Origin of the sequence: Umezawaea tangerina (assembly GCF_003002815.1) — a bacterium.
GTDB lineage: Bacteria > Actinomycetota > Actinomycetes > Mycobacteriales > Pseudonocardiaceae > Umezawaea > Umezawaea tangerina.
The window spans coordinates 182,221-198,372 of the sequence record NZ_PVTF01000016.1 but is presented as its reverse complement, the minus strand read 5'-3'; the positions used below and the strand labels follow the sequence as shown (position 1 = coordinate 198,372).

Genomic DNA, 16,152 nt, shown 5'->3' with positions numbered 1-16,152 from the left:
CAGTCCTGAATGGACGCCGCGCGGCTCCGGGGGTCGGGCCCCGGAGCCGCGCGGTGGTCATGGCAGGTCCTGGCCTACTGGTAGACGCGGACGTAGTCGACGAGCATCCGCTGCGGGAAGACCGTGCTGGCGTCCGGGGGACCGGGCCAGTCACCGCCCACCGCGTTGTTCAGGATGATGAAGAACGGGTGGTCGAACACCCACGGGCCGCGGGTCGCCTCCACAGTCGCCTTGTCGATGGCGATGACCTGCTGGTCGTCGATCGACATCTTGATGCCCTTGCTGTCCCAGTCCAGGGTGAACTTGTGGAAGGCGTTCATGTAGTCCGCCCCACCCGGCAGCGCCAGCGGGGCGCCGATGCCGCCGCCGCCGGAGTAGGCCGGCCCGTGGATGGTCTGGTAGGCCGTGTTGGGCTCGCGGCCGAGGTGCTCCATGATGTCGATCTCACCGGAGTTCGGCCACGGCGTGCCGTTGTCGAGGATGTTCGAGCCCAGCATCCAGAACGCGGGCCACAGGCCCTTGGTGCCGGACACCTTGATGTTCGCCTCGACGCGGCCGTAGGTCCAGGTGGCCTTGCCGTGGGTGATCAGCCTCGACGAGGTGTACTGGCACGTGCCGCTGCCGCTGACCGGGTCGACCGGGCAGGCCGATCCCGGCGTGACCTCGCGCCTGGCCTCCAGCACCAGGTTGCCGTTGCCGTCGGTGAAGGTGTTGTTGTTGTTCGTGTAGTACTGCAGCTCGGCGTTCTGGCCGGTGCCGACCTCCGGGCGCCACTTGTTGGCGTCCGGCTTGGTGCCGTTGGGCGTGTTGAACTCGTCCGACCACACCAGCTGCTTGGGGTTGCGCGGGTCCGGCGGGATCACCGGCTGCGGGTTCGGCGCGCCGCCGGTGCCCCACACCTGGAACTCCCAGAGCGAGTAGCCGTAGGGCGAGCCGCGGCCCGTGCCGTACATCCGCACGTACCGGCCGCTGCCGTTGACGGTGAGCGTCTGCTTGAAGCCCGTCCCCGTCGTGGTGGAGTAGATCGGCGTCCAGTTGCCCGTGCCGTTCGGCGAGACCTGGATCTCGAACGACTTGCCGTAGGCCGGGTCCCACTGCAGGACGACCTTGTGGATCTGGGCGGTGGCGCCGAGGTCGACCTGGATCCAGCCGGGGTCGACCCAGCCGACGTCGGTCGCGGTCGCCCACCGGGTGGCCGGGTCGAAGTCGAACGCCTTGTCCGTGGTGCAGCCGGTGCAGTTGGGGTCGTTCTGCTGCGTGGACGCCGTCCCCGGCTTCTTGTACGACAGCAGGACGTCCCCGTTGGTCGGCGGGTTCTCGGTGTCGCTGCCGGTGCGCACCGCGAACTCCCACAGCGAGACGCCCCACTGGGTAGCGCGGGCGGTGGTGTAGACGCGGATGTAGCGGCCGCTGCCGGTGAAGGTGACGTTCTGGACACCACCGGTGCTCGTGGTCGTCGAGTAGACCTGCGTCCACGCGTTGCCGTCGGCGGACACCTGGATCTGGTAGGCCGTCGCGTAGGCGGCCTCCCAGTTCAGCGTGGCGCCGCAGACGCTCTGCGTGGAGCCCAGGTCGACCCGCAGCCACTGCGGGTCGCCGGGCACGCTCGACCAGCGCGTGCCCGCGTCGCCGTCCACCGCCGAGGTGGCGACGAACGGGCTGCCCGCCTCGACCGACGAGGCGGTGACCGGCTTGCCCTGGGCCGCGTTGGCGGTGCCGCACACCGCTGCCGCCGCGTGGGCCGTGAGGATGGGTACCGCGACCGCGCAGGCGGTCACGACGGCCGTCAGGACGGCGACGAGCCGTCCCCGGTGTCGTGCTTGCATGACATCTCCATTGATCGTCGCAACAGGACGGACGGCGCGGCTCACGGGTGGCCGTCGACCCCGCACTTGATGATGGGGTTGATGCAGTCGCGCACGCGGCGTGCCATCTCGGCCTCGGGCCACGCGTTGAAGAAGTCGCCGTGCATGGTGAACCCGGCCCCCGACGCGAGCCGGAAGCCCGCCGGGTTCCCGTTCACCGGGTAGCGGACGACCTGGCGCAGCTTCGGCACCGGCACCGGGTGGGTGGAGGGGCAGTCGCCGTTGACCGGGTAGGCCATGTGGCTCTTGTGGTCGGCCGAGTCGAGGTCGCGCCCGTTCCAGCACTGCGGGAAGTCCAAGTAGGACTCCAGCTCCGTGCCCGCCGGGCATTCCACGAAGTCCTTGGACGGGTTGACCTGGCCGGCGTGCAGGCACGACCAGCGGGAGATGGTGGTGGCGTCCGGCGCGGTCGCCTTGGCGTTGCCCGCCACGATCCGCAGGCCCAGCGGCAGCGGCTGGATCCGCGCGATCACGTCGTCGCGCACGCCCTCGCCCAGGTAGTAGAACGTCGGCGGGTCGGGCACGACCACCTGGTTGTTGTTGTAGAAGTCCGGGATCCAGTACGACGACAGGTCCAGGGACGGGCTGCAGTTGCTGTTCGCGGCCAGCAGGGTGTTGATGTTGCTGTTGGCGTTGGTCGAGGTGTTCCCGAAGAACGCGTGCATGTGCGACGCGCCCGGCAGGCTCGGGAAGACGATCGGGTCGTCGGGCAGCCGGTGGCTGAACGGGCAGGACGCGAGGAACTCCGCCACCCGCACGATCGGACCGGACGGCGGCGGGGTGGTCGTGGTCGGACCGCCCGCGCGGGTGCCGTAGACCTGGAACTCCCACAGCGAGATGCCGTACTGGGTCGCGCGGGTGATGCCCTCGATCCGCACGTACCGACCGGACCCCGAGACCGCCAGCGTCTCCACGCCACCGGTCCCACCCGTCACCGTCTTGATCGTGGTCCAACCGTCCGCACCGTTCGCGGAGGTCTGGATCCGGTAGGAGCTCGCGTAGGCGTTCTCCCAGGTCAGCTTGACCTGGCTGACCGTCGAGGTGGAACCGAGGTCAACCCGCAACCACTGCCCGTCCGACGCGGCACTGGACCAGCGGGTACCGAGGTTGCCGTCCACCGCCGCCGGCGCGAGCGTGCCGCCGTTCTCGGAGGACGAGGCGGCCACCGTGGCGCCTTGGGACAGCAGGTCGGGAGCGGCGACGGCGGTGTTGCTGCCGACGTACAGCGCGGACGCGGTGAGACCAGCGATCGCAAGGCCCGCGAACAGACCTCGCCACCGGGTGGGCGCACGGCGAATCGTGAGTGCCACGACTCTCCTTTCGCAGGGGAGCGGGCCGCGCAGACCCGGTGCCGTGGACCTGGCACCGGGACGGCCCGGAAAGGTTACGAGGAGGTTTCAGGAGAGCGCTCTCTCAGCGGACGCTAGGACCGCGCGCGGACGACTGTCAAGGAATACCGGGAGTTCCGGTCCAACTTCAGCGATCAGGCCCGATTCTGCCGGACACAAATCCAGAGAGCGCTCTCTCGGAGGCGGTCATCTTTCGGAAAGCGCTTGCTCCCACCAGCCCCCGACTCCCCCTGCCGAACCACCCCTCGCGCGGCATACTCCTCGCCATGCATTTCCGCGCGAAAGTCCTGCTCAGCGGCAAGACCGCCACCGGCGTCCAGGTCCCCGACGAAGTCGTCACCGCCCTCGGCCCGAGCCGCAAACCCCCGGTCCGCGCCACCATCGACACCTACACCTACCGCACCAGCGTCGCCTCCATGGGCGGCGTCTTCATGCTCCCCATCAGCGCCGAGGTCCGCACCGCCACCGGCGTAGCCGCAGGCGACGACATCGACATCACCCTCGAACCAGACACCGACCCCCGCGACATCACCATCCCCGCAGACCTCGACTCCGCCTTCACCCCAGAAACCAGACACCGCTTCAACGCCCTCTCCTACAGCGCCAAACCCCGCCTGGTCACCCCCATCGAAGACGCCAAGACCCCAGAAACCAGACAACGCCGCATAACCAAGATCATCACCGACCTACAACCCTGACCCCCGCAAGCGATGCGAAGCGAGCCCACCCGACGCGAAGCGGAGCAAGGATGCCCCGCCCAGCACATTGCGAGCACGGACCCCCGTTGGGCGCAGCCCGCCAACGCGCATCCGGCGCGAAGCGCCTGGGGCCTCGTCGGCGCCAGCCGATGCCCTGTCGAGCGAAGCTCGATGCCCTGTCCGACGGCGCAGCCGAGGATGCTTTGTCGGGCGGAGCCCGATGCCCTGTCCGACGGCGCAGCCGAGGATGCTTTGTCGGGCGGAGCCCGATGCCCGAGTCGGACGCAGTCCGATGCTGGCGAAGCCAGACTTCCCCTCTGCCCCCGATCCACAGCGCCCTCCTGCCCGATCTTCGTTGTCAAGATGGCTTTATCGTCTTGACAACGAAGATCGGGCATTGAGACAATCGCGCGCCGGGGGCCGGGCTTCCCACGGGTGGGAGGGCCGAAAGCCGAACTCGCAGGATGAGAGGGCCGGGCGCCGGACTCGCAGGACGAGAGGGCCGGAACCGAGCTTCACGACACGAGGCCAGGAGACCGATCCTCACCAAAGCAGGACGGCCAACCCCCACCAGAACGCGACCCCACCAAACCCCCTCACCCCACCGCCTCCGCCGTCCCCACCAACGACGCCCTCCCCAGAACATGCGACGCCATCGTGAACCCCAACAACGCAGGCGTCCCGTCCACCGGCACCCCGATGTCCTCCACGTCCAACGCGTGCACCGTGATCACGTACCGGTGCACCCCGTGCCCCGCCGGCGGCGCCCCTCCCACGAACCGCGCCACCCTCGCATCGTTCGGCAGCTGCACCGCCGCCTCCGGCAACCCCGCCCCCTCCTCGTCCCCCGCCCCTCCGGGCAGCGACGTCACCTCGGCCGGGATGTTCGCGACCGCCCAGTGCCAGAACCCCGACATCGTCGGCGCGTCCGGGTCGTACACCGTGACCGCGTAGCTGCGGGTGCCTTCCGGGGCGCCGGACCACGACAGCTGCGGGCTTGCGTCAAGGCCGCCGGGCACGCCGAACATGCCGGACAGCTGGGCGGGTGCCAGCGGCTCGCCGTCGCGTACATCCGTGCTGGTCACGTCGAAACCGGGCACCTCGGGCAGTCGTGCGAACGGGTCGTTGACAACCATCGACTTCTCCTCACCAGGACTGGGAACGTCGACCACGCTAGCAATAATCGATTATCCCCGCTAGAGTCGACCATGTGACAGACAACGCGGTGCCCCCGTCGACCCGTGCCTACGAGTCGCTGCGCTCGGCCGTGCTGCACGGCGACTTCCGCCCCGGCCAGCCCCTCAAGCCCCAGGAGCTGGCCTCCAGCCAGGGAGTGAGCCTCGCCGTGGTGCGGGAGTCGCTGCTCAGGCTGGTGGGCGAGGGCCTCGCCGAACGGCTTCCCAACCGCGGTTTCGTGGTCCCGGAGGCGGGCGACGCGCGGTGGCAGGTCATCGCGGAGGCCCGTGCCGCGGTCGAGCCCACCATGCTGCGCATGTCCATCGCCCGCGGCGACCTGGAGTGGGAGACGAGGGTCCGCGCGGCCCACCACCGCCTCGCCCGCACGCCGACGTACGACAACGAGACCGACGCCCACTACTCCGACGCCTGGGCCACCGCCCACCACGAGTTCCACCGCGCGCTGCTCGACGCGTGCGGCAACGACGTCCTGCTGGACACCTTCGAGCGCTTCTGGACCGCGAGCGAGCTCTCGCGGCGGTGGTCGGCCGCCGAGTCCCCCGGACGCGACGCCGTGGCGGAGCACCTGCGCCTGGAACAGCTGGCTTTGACCAGGGAGGGCGACGCGGCGGCCGAGGCACTGGTGGCGCACCTCGGGATGACCGCGGCCAACCTGGCCAAGGCGGGCAGGAAGTCCTGACGCACCACGGGCCGGGTCGGGGGAGAACCCTCCCGAACCCGGCCCGCGAAGACCTTCGACCCGACCCTTCCGGACCGCTCGGCGCGGTGACCGCGCCCCCTCGACTGCTCTAGAGACGTGCGGCGGGCGGCAGTGCGCCCGCGGCCGCGACGGGCCAGGTGAGCGGGTCGGGTCCGAGCTTGTCCAGCTCCGCCACCTGGAGCTTGCACCACGGCGAGATGTCCCGCGTCCCGTCCAGGACCGACTCCGCGAAGTCCTGCCACGGCACCCATTCCACCGAGTCCACCTCGTCCGGGTTCGGCGTCGGGTCACCGACGGCGACACCGCGGAAGACGGGGCACATCTCGTTCTCCACCACGCCGTTCGGCATGACGGCGCGGTAGCGGAAACGGGGCAGGACCAGGTCGACCTCATGCACGTCGGGCAGGCCGAGCTCGTCGGTGAGCCTGCGCAGCACGCCGTCCGACATCCGCTCACCGGGCGCGGGGTGGCCGCAGCAGGTGTTGGTCCAGACACCGGGCCAGGTCTTCTTGTGCAGCGCGCGCCGGGTGAGCAGCGTGCGCCCGCGGTCGTCGAAGAGGTAGCTGGAGAAGGCCAGGTGCAGCGGGGTGTCGGCGTGGTGCACCTCGGCCTTGTCCGCCAGGCCGACCTGGTTGCCCGATTCGTCCAGCAAGAGAACCTGTTCCGTGGTCACGCCGGACACCTTGCCACATCGGCGGGACCGCGGAAGTCCCTCGAAAGGCTGCCGCGCAACGGGTGCGCGACAGCCTTTCGGGGGCTTTACAGGGTGATCGTCCAGGCGTCCAGGACACCGGTGTCGCCGGGTCCGTTGTCGCCGACGCGCAACGTCCAGGTGCCGGTGGCCTGCTCGCCGACCCCGGAAGCGGTGAACGTCCTGGGGCTGGGGAAGGCCGTGCACGGGTAGCCGCCGTAGCGCTGGAGCGGGTACGCGCGGCCCGACGGACCGACCAGCGTGATGGTCAGGTCCTGCGCGCAGGTGTGCGTCGCGGTGACCACGACGGTCGGCGTCCGCCCAGCTTGACCCGCCAGCGCGACCTTCACCGGGCTCACCGCCACGGTGTGGTCGCGGATCGGGAAGTCGGTGTCGTTGCCGAAGGTCCGGCCGCCGCCGGGGGTGCCGGGCGGGGTGTGCACGGTCACCGGTGCGCTCGCCGCGGACACGTTGCCCGCGGCGTCCTTCGCCTTGACGGAGAACACGGTGTCGGTGTCCGGTGTCAATCCGCTGATCGTGGCCGTTGTCGTCGACACGGTCGTGGCGAGGGCACCGCCTCGGTAGACCTCGTACCCGGTCACGCCGACGTTGTCGGTGGACGCGTTCCACACCAGCGTGGCGCTGCTCGACGTGGTGGCGGTGGAACGCAGGCCCGCGGGCACCGACGGCGCCTCGGCGTCCGGTGTCCCGCCGCCGGTCCCGGTGACGAGGGACAGCCCCCACTTGCGCAGCGCCTCGTCCACCGGCTGGAAGATCGACTGGTCGTCGGCGCCGCCGGGGCCGCACGAGGACTGGCCGCCGGAGTGCAGGCCGACCGCCTTGTCACCCGCCAGCCACGCGCCGCCGGAGTCGCCGCCCATCGAGCAGGCCGTGGTAGTGGCCAGGCCTTCCACGACGGTGGAGCCGTAGTCGACCGTCTGCTCGACCGCGGTCACCGCGCCGCACTTCCACTTCGAGGTGTTGCCGGAGTGGCAGACCGACTGGCCCACCAGGGGTTCGACCGAGCCGGTGACCGTCACCGGGGCGCTCCCCCAGGTGTTGACCGCCGCGGACAGCGTCCAGCCCGCCTCCGTCACGGCCACGACGCCCATGTCGCCCTCGCGGCCGTTCACCGTCCGGGAGCCGCCGGTGTTGGACGTGCCGATCCTGTTCTGCAGGCCGGACTGCCCGTAGGCGGCCTGGTTCGCGTCGTTCGTGCAGTGCCCGGCGGTCACGAAGTGCTTGCCACCGCCGGAGTCCGTGGCGGGGAAGCCGACCGAGCAGTTGCTCTCGCCGTCCGGCCACCACGGGTTGCCGGGCTGGACGGTGCCGGACTGCTGCACCGGGGCGGCGGACTCGACCACCCGCACCGGGGCGCCGAAAGCCCGGACGCGGTCGAGGAACGCCGTGGTGGCGGCGGACCTCGCGGCCCGGTCGACCCGGACGACGACACCGTCGGCGGCCGGGTCGGGGCCCCAGCCGGTCACGCCCGGCACGCCGTCGCCTGCCAGGTCGCCGATGGACGCGGTCAGCGGCGCCAGCTCCGCCTGACCTCGGCGCACGACCCTGGCCTCGGCGCCCCGAGCCCGGACCTGGATCGTCGAGGCGGGGTCGGTCACGGCCACGACGAGCTTGCCGGACGCCGCGTCGAACCAGCGGGCGCCGAGGGACTTCGGCAGGGCGGCCGACGCGCGCTGGGCGTCGGCCTCGGCCGCCAGCCGTGCCCGCGCCTGGGCCCCGGTCAGGCCGAGGTCGCGTTGCAGGGCGTCGAGGACGGCGGGCGGCGGCTCGTCGGGAGCCGCCGCCGCACCACCGGGTGCGAAGGACAGGAACAGCGCGCAGGCACTGGTCGCCAGCAGGGCTTTTCGCAACATGGGCCACTCCAGTTCGTGCAGGGTGGCTCGACGCTAGGTCGGCCGCCGAGGGGGCGAAATCGGGGAAACCCCTTGTCGGGCTCGCCCCGGCTCGCACCCACCCCCAGGATGTGGAGGTGCTGATCAGCCGGGGTGTGGCGGTGGACGGGTTCGACGGGGTGCGCAGGCTCGTGCTGCACGGCCCCGCCGGGATCGGCAAGTCGACCGTGGCCCGCGCGCTGGCCGAACGGGCCCCGCGGGCGGTGTGGCTGGCCCCGGACGCGGCCGACGCCGACCTGCCGTTCGCCGGGCTGGCGGAGCTGCGCGGGATGGTGCCGCGCGAGGTCGGGCCGGTCACCGCGGCCGTCGACCGGCTGGTCGCGCGGGGCCGGGCCGCGGAGGTCGTCCGGGCGCTGGGGCCGCGGACGCTGCTGGTGCTGGACAACGCGCAGTGGCTCGACGTGCAGAGCGCGGAGCTGCTGGCGTTCGCGTTGCGGCAGGCGCCCGCGGGGTTGCGGGTGGTCGCGGTCGAGCGGACGCACCGGGTGCCGGTGCGCGCCGCCGCGGTGTGCGGTGAGGGCGCGGCCCGGTGGGGGCTGCCGCCGTTGGCGGCGGACGGGATCGCGGAGCTGTTGGCGCAGAGGGGTTTGCGGTACCGGTGGGCCGGGCGGGTGCACGCGCTCAGCGGCGGGAACCCCGCGCTGGCGCTGGAACTGGGTGCCGCGATCGCCGCGCTGGACCACGACCTCCGGCCGTTCGAGGCGGTCCCGGTGCCCGAACGGGTGCGGGCGGTGGTGCGGGAGCGGTGGGCCGAGGTGGGGCCGGAGGCGGTGCGGACGCTGCGGGTCGCGGCGCTCGCGGACCGCCCGACCGTCGCCGTGCTGCACCGGGCGTGCGGGGCCGAGGCCGACGGGCACCTGGCGGAGGCGGTGGCGGCCGACCTGGTCTCGGTCGACGACACCGACCACGTGCGGTTCACCGCCGGGGTGCTGGCCTCCACCGCGGGCGTGCCGCACGCCGAACTGCTGGCGCTGCACGGGATCCTGGCCGAGGTGGCCGACGACCCGGTGGAACGCGCCCGGCACGCCGCGCTCGCCGCGGACGAGCCGGACGCCGGCGTCGCCCGGCGCACGCAGGAGGCCGCCGCGGTGGCGCGGGCGCACGGGAACCGGGCGCTGGCGGCGGAGCTGGGCCTGCTCGCGGCCCGGCGGACCCCGGCCGCCGACGAGGCGGAGCTGGTGGCGAGGTCGGTGCGGGCCGCGGTCGACGCCGGGTTCGCCGGGCACGTGGAGCGGGCGCGGGAGGCGGCGAACCTGGTGCTGGCGCGCAGCACCGACGCGGCCGACCGGGTCCACGCGCGACTGTCCCTTGTGGACGTCTCCGGGCAGTCGCTCGCCGCGGCCGACGAGGAGTTCGCGCACGCCTACGCCGAGGCGGAGGGGAATCCGGCACTGGTCGCGGCGGTGCGGCTGCGGGAGTCCTGGAAGGCCAACCTGTGCGACGGCGACCCGGTCGCCGCGCGGGCCGTGGCGGCGGACTCCGCCGAGCTGGCCGCGCGCGGCGGTGACCTGGCCGTGCGGGCGATGGCGTTGACCATGCAGGCGCGGATGGAACGGGTGCTCGGGATGCCGAGCGCGGACGCGGTGCTGGCGCGGGCGTTGGCGCTGCCGGTGGACGGGAGCGCGCTGGGGGTGCACAACTCCCCCGCCTACCTGGCCGTCCGGCACGCGCTGTTCGACCACCGGCTGGTGGACGCGCGGGCGCAGCTGCTGGCGCTGCTGCCGGCGGCCGAGCGGTCGGGGTCCGCCGAGGACGTCACCGACGTGCTGCGCAGCCTGGCCGAGGTGGAGGCGCGGGCCGGGCAGTGCGGGGTGGCGCTGCACCACGCCCGCCGGGCCGTGCGGACCACCGCCGAGGCCGGCCTGTCCCCCGGCCCCGCCTGGTGCACGGCCGCGCTGGCCGAGGCCGCGGGAGGGACGTTCGAGCGGGCGCTGGACTACGCGCGGCGCGGGGCGCGGGCCTCCGAGGAGGAGCACGACCGGGTGTTCCTGTCCCGGACGCTGCACGCCGCCGGGGCCGTGCTGCTGGCCACCGACCGGGCCGCCGAGGCCGTCGGGGTGCTGACGCGGGTGCGGGTGCTGGAGGACGAGCAGGTGGTGGGCGACCCGTCGATCCTGCGCTGGCACGGCGACCTGGCCGAGGCTCTGACCGCGGTCGGCGAGGAGGAGGCGGCACGCGAGCTGGTGGCGCGCACCCGCGCGGCGACCGACCACGCCGGGGTGCTGGTGGGGCTGGACCGGGCCGAGGGCGTGCTCACCTCGGACGTCGACCTGCTGGCCGCGGCGGCCGCGCGGGCGGTGCTGCCGCTGGAACGCGGGCGGACGCTGCTCTCACTGGCCGGCGTGCACCGGCGCGGGCGGCGACGCGGTGCGGCCAGGGCCGTGCTGCGGGAGGCGGTGGAGCTGTTCGCGGGTCTGGAGGCGCATCCGTGGACGGCCCTCGCGCAGGACGCCGCGGACCGGCTCGCGCCCCGGCCCGGTGCGGGGCTCACCGAGGCCGAGGCGCGAGTGGCGGAACTGGTGGGGCGGGGGGCGAGCAACCAGCAGGTCGCGTCGGCGTTGGCGGTCAGCGTGAAGACCGTCGAGGCGACGCTCACCCGCGTCTACCGCAAGGCGGGTGTGCGGTCCCGTTCGCAGCTCGCCGCGAACCGAGGTCAGCAGCCGCCGCAGTTGTAGAACGTGACGTCCCAGTGGTTCGACTCGTTGTAGTAGACGTTGCCGGAGTTGGCCTCCCACTTGCCGCCGCCGATGGAGGTGAAGTGGCCGGTGATGTAGTTGGTCAGGCAGGTGGACATCCGGAAGTCGAGCTTGTAGCCGTTCCAGTGGCTGTAGGTGCCGCTGGCGTGGCCGGTCTCGGTGCCGCCGGTGATGACCAGCGCGCAGCCGCTGGCGCGCTTGAGGACTCCCGCGCCCTGGATGCTGGCGAGGTTGACCTGGTCGAACGAGGTGCACGTGGAGTTGTTGCGGTTGCTGCAACCGCCGCTGGACGACCAGGTGATCCCCGCGGCCGTGAGGCGGCTCGCGGCGTCGCTGTGGGTCAGCTTGGTCACCTGGGCGGAGACGTCGGCACTCGCGACGGAAGTGCCTGCGAGAACGGCGAACAGGGCGAACGCCAGGACGGAGAGCGTGCGGGCAAGGCGCATGGACTTCTCCCCAGAAGTTGGTTATTCCCCGGCTGCGGCCGGGCTCCGAGGGATTCTGGCGGGGCCGTGTCGCACGGCGACAGTGCCGGGTCGTCCGCGCATACGGGTTCACGAACCCACTTGTCCGCTTTGTTGCCATCGCGGAGAAGTGTCAATCCCCTACTTGCCCACCGCGCACCTTGCACGTCGACCCGCCCTCCGCGCGGGTACTGCGCGGAGGGCGGGTCGACGAGGTGGTGCGGTCAGTCGGAGTGGCGCAGCACGCTCTCGACCTCGGTGACGAACGCGGCGACGCCGTCCTCGTCGGTGGCCGCGCCGTGGGCCTGGAGCAGCTCCAGCAGCGCCACGCCGCTGGCCGAGCGGCGGGCCAGCCTGCGCAGGCCGAACGCGGACTCGTACCAGACGACGGCCATCGCGGCCGCGGCCACGACCGCCGCGAGGAAGCCCCACATGGGCCGCCTGCTCGCGTCCGCCGCCGCGGCGGCGCCGAGCGCGGCGGCCGCGGCCAGCAGGAGCACCGAGAACGCCCCGGTCCAGCGGCGGGCCTTGGCGTACTTGGCGCGGCCCCGTTCGAAGCCGTCCAGGCGTTCGCCGACGCGGTGCTTGAGGTAGACGCGGAGGAACTGGATGCGCCGCTCCGCCTCGGAGACCGGGGGCCTGGGCCGGGCGGGCGCCTTGACGACGGGCCTGGGCGTCGGGCTCGGCTTGGCGGCCGGTGCCGTGACCGGCTTGGGCGTGGCCGCCTGCGCGGTCGCGGGCTTCGCCGCCGGTGCCGGGGGCTTGGGCGCCTGCGCCTGCCCGGTGGCCGCCTTGGCGGGCTGCGCCGGTCCGGTGGCGGGCTTGGCCGCCTGCTCCTGCGCCGGTGCGGGCGCGAGCGCGTCGGAGATGGACTTGGCCGGGGGCTTGGCCCGCGCCTTGGGGGCGGGCTTGGCCGGTGTCGGCGTGGAGGTGTCGGTGTCGGACGTCGTGTCGCTCATCAGGGTGTCACCGGTTCATGGCGGTACCGCGCCACCGCGTTCGCGAGCTCGCGCAGGCGCTCCTCGCGGTCGGCGTCGGACGTGGGCAGTGGGGCGGCCAGGTGGTCGAAGTACAGGGCGCGCAACGACTCGGCGCGGCCCGCGGCGGACAGGTCGTCCTGCGACGCCTCGTACCGGCGGGAGATGGCGACGAGCGCGGCCGCGAGGGCACCGGCCACGGCGACCAGGACACCGGGCCAGGGTTCGGTGCCCAGCCAGGCCTGGAGGGCGCCGAAGGAGACGGTGGTGAAGCCCGCGGCGATGGCCAGCACGATCAGCAGGCGGGCGTGGTTGCGCTCGCGGCCCGCGGCCGCCTCGCACTCGTGGAACGCGGGCGCGATCACCCGGTTGGCCTCGTGGATCGAGTCGGCCAGCAGGGGGTACTCGACGACGAAGCCGGGGTCGATGATCGGGACCGGCTCGGGGGCGCGGTAGCGCAGCTTCGGGAAGATCGTCAGCGGGGCGGCGGGCGGACCGCCGATGAAGCTGTCCAGCGCCGCCACGACCCGTTCGGGGCCCTCGTCGACGTGGACGACCGCGACGCTGCCGCTGCGGATCAGGACGGCGAGGTCGTCGTCCTCGGACAGGGTGCCGCTGGAGATCTCGTCGGCCAGGCCGCCGGTGCCCGCGACGACCACCAGCGGGCGGTCGCCGCCCAGGTGCGCGGTGAGCTGGTCGCGGGCCAGCTCGGCGCCGCCGATCAGCAGCGCGATCGCCTTGCCGCGCTTGCCGGTGATGGCGTCGATCGTGCGGAACAGGGCGGGCGTCTCCTCGCCCCAGTTCTTGCCGGGCACGAGCACGGCCACGTCGTGGTTGGGGTTGAGGGACAGCTCACCCTCCGACGGCTTGTCCTCCCCCGCGACGACCTTGCCGCTGGGGGCGACGGCCACGAACGGCGGCAGCTTCCCCTCGACCGCTTCGAGCGCGACCCCGAGCAGGTGCACGACCCCGACGTCGGCGCCCGCCGTGACGAACACCGCGTCCCGCCCGGTGACCACCCGGCGCAGCAACGGGAGCACCTGCGAGCCCAGTTCGGTGCTCAGGGAGTCGCCGGAGGAGAAGAGCGCGATCACGGGGCGACCTCTGGACACGCCCAGTGAGCGCGCCTTGATGTTCGCGTCGGGGTGCGCCAGTCGCTTGACGCGCGGACCATCCGCTGTTGGCATGCCGGGCACCCTAGCCCGGCCTCACGCGTATTTCACCCTTCCGGCGACGGAATTCTCACTGGAATGGGCGTTGCCCGAACGCCGGTACAGTGCTCACGGAACCCTGAGCAGGCGACATACGGACGGTAGTAGGGCATGACGGTGACCGAGCACGACGTGGAGATCGACCCGAGCCGGGGCGTGGCGGGGGTCGATCCGGCGCAGCTGGAGATCTGCCTGCGGGTGTTGGCGCAGGTCGAGCAGCTGCCGACCGAGCACCCGGACGCCGTCGCGATCCGCCGGGCCACCGCGGGGATCTTCAAGACCGTCCGCAAGATGCGCCGCACCGCCCGCCGCGAGGCGGAGTCGGCGGCGGACCGCGCGGTGATCGAGTCGACCGCCACCGGGTCGCCCAACCGCATCGACGACGAGACCCAGGGCATCCTGCTGGTCGACAGCACGCCGGGCGCGAAGGCGGGCACGCTGATCAAGGCGAAGGCCTGCTACACCTGCAAGAACAGGTACACCGAGGTCGACGCCTTCTACCACCAGCTCTGCCCGCCGTGCGCCGCCCGCAACCGCTCGCGCCGCGACGCGTCGGTCGACCTCTCCGGTCGCCGCGCGCTGCTCACCGGCGGCCGCGCGAAGATCGGCATGTACATCGCGCTGCGGCTGCTCCGCGACGGCGCGCACACCACGATCACCACCCGCTTCCCGAACGACGCGATCCGCCGGTTCAAGGCCATGCCCGACAGCGCGGACTGGCTGCACCGGCTGCGCGTCGTCGGCATCGACCTGCGCGACCCGTCGCAGGTCATCGCCCTGGCCGACTCGGTCGCGGCGGCGGGCCCGCTGGACGTGCTCATCAACAACGCCGCGCAGACCGTCCGCCGGTCCCCGCAGTCCTACGCCCCGCTGGCGGCCCTGGAGTCCTCGCCGCTGCCCGACGGCCCGCTGCCGGAGCTGATCACGTTCGGCCACACCAACGACGCCCACCCGGCGGCGCTGGAGGGCACCATGCCCACCGTCCCGACCCCGCACGCGCTGACCGCGCTGGCGCTCACCGCGGGCTCGGCGTCCCCGGCGCGGATCGCCACCGGCACCGCCATCGACGCGGGCGGCCTGCTGCCGGACCTGCACGACGAGAACAGCTGGACCCAGCGCGTGAACGAGGTGGACGCCCTCGAACTGCTGGAGGTGCAGCTCTGCAACATGACCGCGCCGTTCATCCTGGTGTCGAAGCTGCGCGCCGCGATGGCCGCCTCGCCCGCGCGGCGCAAGTACGTGGTCAACGTCTCCGCCATGGAGGGCCAGTTCAGCCGCGCCTACAAGGGGCCCGGCCACCCGCACACCAACATGGCGAAGGCCGCGCTGAACATGCTGACCCGCACCAGCGCGGAGGAGATGCTCACCGACGGCATCCTGATGACCGCCGTGGACACCGGCTGGATCACCGACGAACGCCCCCACCCCACCAAGATGCGCCTCGCCGACGAGGGCTTCCACGCCCCGCTGGACCTGGTGGACGGGGCCGCGCGGGTGTACGACCCGATCGTCCAGGGCGAGCAGGGCGTGGACCTCTACGGCTGCTTCCTGAAGGACTTCGAGCCGTCGGCCTGGTGACTACAGCCCGGTCAGCAGGTCGTCCTCGACGATCCCCGGCTCGGCACCGACCCGGATGAACCACTCGGTGCCGAACGAGTGGGCGAACGCCTCCTCGGACTGGCCGAGGAAGAAGGACTGCTCGCTGATCTGGCTGGCGTGGGCCCGCATCGCCGCGCGCTTGACGTCGGCGTACCCGGTGACGTCGACGGCCGTCGTCAGCTCGGTCTCCGGGGTGCCGAACCTGTTGTCACCGGTCAGGTCGGGCACCTCGATGCCCGCGGCGCGGGCGGCCTCCCAGCCGCGGCGGGCGTGGTCGCGGTTCATCGTGGCCTGGTAGACCCGCGGGGTCCCGGCCAGCTCGGCGGCGCGCATCCCGACCCGGTGCACCTGGATGTGGTCGGGGTGCCCGTAGCCGCCGTGGTCGTCGTACACGGTCAGGACGTCGGCGGCCTCCTCCACCAGGATCGCCGCGAGCCTGCCCGCGGCCTCCTCGACGGACGCGGTCCAGAACGTGTCCGGGGCGTCGTTGGTGGGCTCGCCCATCATCCCGGAGTCCACGTAGCCGAGGAACTCGACGCGCTTCGCCCCCAGGATCTCCGCGGACGCGTGGGTCTCGCGGACCCGGCGGTCGCGCAGCAGCTCCCCCTCGTCCAGGAACCCCTCGGCGACCTCGCCCACCTCGCCGCGGGTCGCGACGACCAAGACCACCCGGTGCCCCTCGTCGGCGGCTTTGCGCATGACACCGCCGCACAGGATGCACTCGTCGTCGGGATGGGCGTGGAAGGACACCAGGGTCGCCATGCCCCCGGACGTTACGGGAAGCCGACACGC

Annotated in this window: 13 protein-coding genes; 4 read left to right on the top strand and 9 right to left on the bottom strand. The window is 72.7% G+C overall.

Annotation, left to right across the window (positions count from 1 at the left end; translation table 11 throughout):
* Positions 1-74: 74 nt before the first annotated feature.
* A complete protein-coding gene (locus tag CLV43_RS40025) occupies positions 75-1,826 on the bottom strand; it encodes a discoidin domain-containing protein (protein WP_106194795.1) in 1,752 nt (583 codons plus the stop codon).
* Positions 1,827-1,867: 41 nt separating this feature from the next.
* Positions 1,868-3,175 (bottom strand): DUF1996 domain-containing protein, encoded by a 1,308-nt coding sequence (locus CLV43_RS40020; protein WP_211304784.1) that lies wholly within the window; start codon positions 3,173-3,175, stop codon positions 1,868-1,870.
* Between the two features lie 305 nt (positions 3,176-3,480).
* On the opposite strand from CLV43_RS40020, the gene CLV43_RS50250 reads away from it, so the two are divergent.
* Positions 3,481-3,912, top strand: a complete 432-nt coding sequence (locus tag CLV43_RS50250) for a DUF1905 domain-containing protein (protein WP_106194792.1) — start codon at positions 3,481-3,483, stop codon at positions 3,910-3,912.
* Between the two features lie 596 nt (positions 3,913-4,508).
* On the opposite strand, the gene CLV43_RS40010 is transcribed toward CLV43_RS50250, so the two are convergent.
* Entirely contained in the window at positions 4,509-5,048 is a 540-nt protein-coding gene (locus CLV43_RS40010) for a YbhB/YbcL family Raf kinase inhibitor-like protein (RefSeq protein ID WP_106194789.1), read from the bottom strand.
* 74 nt (positions 5,049-5,122) lie between these two features.
* Between CLV43_RS40010 and CLV43_RS40005 the strand changes: the two genes are divergently transcribed.
* Complete coding sequence (locus tag CLV43_RS40005; RefSeq protein ID WP_245887348.1) at positions 5,123-5,788, top strand: GntR family transcriptional regulator; 666 nt, start codon at positions 5,123-5,125, stop codon at positions 5,786-5,788.
* A gap of 109 nt (positions 5,789-5,897) precedes the next feature.
* Here CLV43_RS40005 and idi read toward each other — a convergent pair whose 3' ends face one another.
* Both idi and CLV43_RS39995 read right to left on the bottom strand, forming a co-directional pair.
* A complete protein-coding gene (idi, locus tag CLV43_RS40000; protein WP_106194783.1) occupies positions 5,898-6,482 on the bottom strand; it encodes an isopentenyl-diphosphate Delta-isomerase in 585 nt (194 codons plus the stop codon).
* Positions 6,483-6,568: 86 nt separating this feature from the next.
* Positions 6,569-8,374, bottom strand: coding sequence for a proprotein convertase P-domain-containing protein (locus tag CLV43_RS39995; RefSeq protein ID WP_106194886.1), 1,806 nt, complete (start codon positions 8,372-8,374; stop codon positions 6,569-6,571).
* Between the two features lie 116 nt (positions 8,375-8,490).
* Between CLV43_RS39995 and CLV43_RS39990 the strand changes: the two genes are divergently transcribed.
* The gene (locus tag CLV43_RS39990; RefSeq protein ID WP_170156223.1) at positions 8,491-11,088 is read left to right on the top strand and encodes an AAA family ATPase; all 2,598 of its coding nucleotides are present in this window, start codon (positions 8,491-8,493) and stop codon (positions 11,086-11,088) included.
* On the opposite strand, the gene CLV43_RS39985 is transcribed toward CLV43_RS39990, so the two are convergent.
* The 3 genes from CLV43_RS39985 to CLV43_RS39975 all read right to left on the bottom strand — a co-directional run bounded on the left by CLV43_RS39985 (position 11,067) and on the right by CLV43_RS39975 (position 13,737).
* Complete coding sequence (locus tag CLV43_RS39985) at positions 11,067-11,555, bottom strand: hypothetical protein (RefSeq protein ID WP_106194777.1); 489 nt, start codon at positions 11,553-11,555, stop codon at positions 11,067-11,069. The two genes, CLV43_RS39990 and CLV43_RS39985, sit on opposite strands and share 22 nt — an antisense overlap.
* 242 nt (positions 11,556-11,797) lie before the next feature.
* The gene (locus CLV43_RS39980) at positions 11,798-12,532 is read right to left on the bottom strand and encodes a hypothetical protein (RefSeq protein ID WP_106194774.1); all 735 of its coding nucleotides are present in this window, start codon (positions 12,530-12,532) and stop codon (positions 11,798-11,800) included.
* Positions 12,532-13,737, bottom strand: coding sequence for a hypothetical protein (locus CLV43_RS39975; protein ID WP_106194771.1), 1,206 nt, complete (start codon positions 13,735-13,737; stop codon positions 12,532-12,534). The genes CLV43_RS39980 and CLV43_RS39975 overlap by 1 nt, the downstream gene beginning before the upstream one ends.
* 135 nt (positions 13,738-13,872) lie before the next feature.
* On the opposite strand from CLV43_RS39975, the gene CLV43_RS39970 reads away from it, so the two are divergent.
* Positions 13,873-15,339, top strand: a complete 1,467-nt coding sequence (locus CLV43_RS39970; RefSeq protein WP_211304783.1) for an SDR family NAD(P)-dependent oxidoreductase — start codon at positions 13,873-13,875, stop codon at positions 15,337-15,339.
* On the opposite strand, the gene CLV43_RS39965 is transcribed toward CLV43_RS39970, so the two are convergent.
* Complete coding sequence (locus CLV43_RS39965; protein ID WP_106194768.1) at positions 15,340-16,122, bottom strand: PIG-L family deacetylase; 783 nt, start codon at positions 16,120-16,122, stop codon at positions 15,340-15,342.
* Positions 16,123-16,152: the final 30 nt, after the last annotated feature.

Excerpts from the sequence above, each read along its gene's own strand:
- CLV43_RS39980 (WP_106194774.1), bottom strand. The coding sequence starts at position 12,532 with ATGAGCGACACGACGTCCGACACCGACACCTCCACGCCGACACCGGCC.
- CLV43_RS39995 (WP_106194886.1), bottom strand. The coding sequence starts at position 8,374 with ATGTTGCGAAAAGCCCTGCTGGCGACCAGTGCCTGCGCGCTGTTCCTG.
- CLV43_RS39975 (WP_106194771.1), bottom strand. The coding sequence starts at position 13,737 with ATGCCAACAGCGGATGGTCCGCGCGTCAAGCGACTGGCGCACCCCGAC.
- CLV43_RS50250 (WP_106194792.1), top strand. The coding sequence starts at position 3,481 with ATGCATTTCCGCGCGAAAGTCCTGCTCAGCGGCAAGACCGCCACCGGC.
- CLV43_RS39985 (WP_106194777.1), bottom strand. The coding sequence starts at position 11,555 with ATGCGCCTTGCCCGCACGCTCTCCGTCCTGGCGTTCGCCCTGTTCGCC.
- CLV43_RS40025 (WP_106194795.1), bottom strand. The coding sequence starts at position 1,826 with ATGCAAGCACGACACCGGGGACGGCTCGTCGCCGTCCTGACGGCCGTC.
- CLV43_RS39965 (WP_106194768.1), bottom strand. The coding sequence starts at position 16,122 with ATGGCGACCCTGGTGTCCTTCCACGCCCATCCCGACGACGAGTGCATC.
- CLV43_RS40010 (WP_106194789.1), bottom strand. The coding sequence starts at position 5,048 with ATGGTTGTCAACGACCCGTTCGCACGACTGCCCGAGGTGCCCGGTTTC.
- CLV43_RS39970 (WP_211304783.1), top strand. The coding sequence starts at position 13,873 with ATGACGGTGACCGAGCACGACGTGGAGATCGACCCGAGCCGGGGCGTG.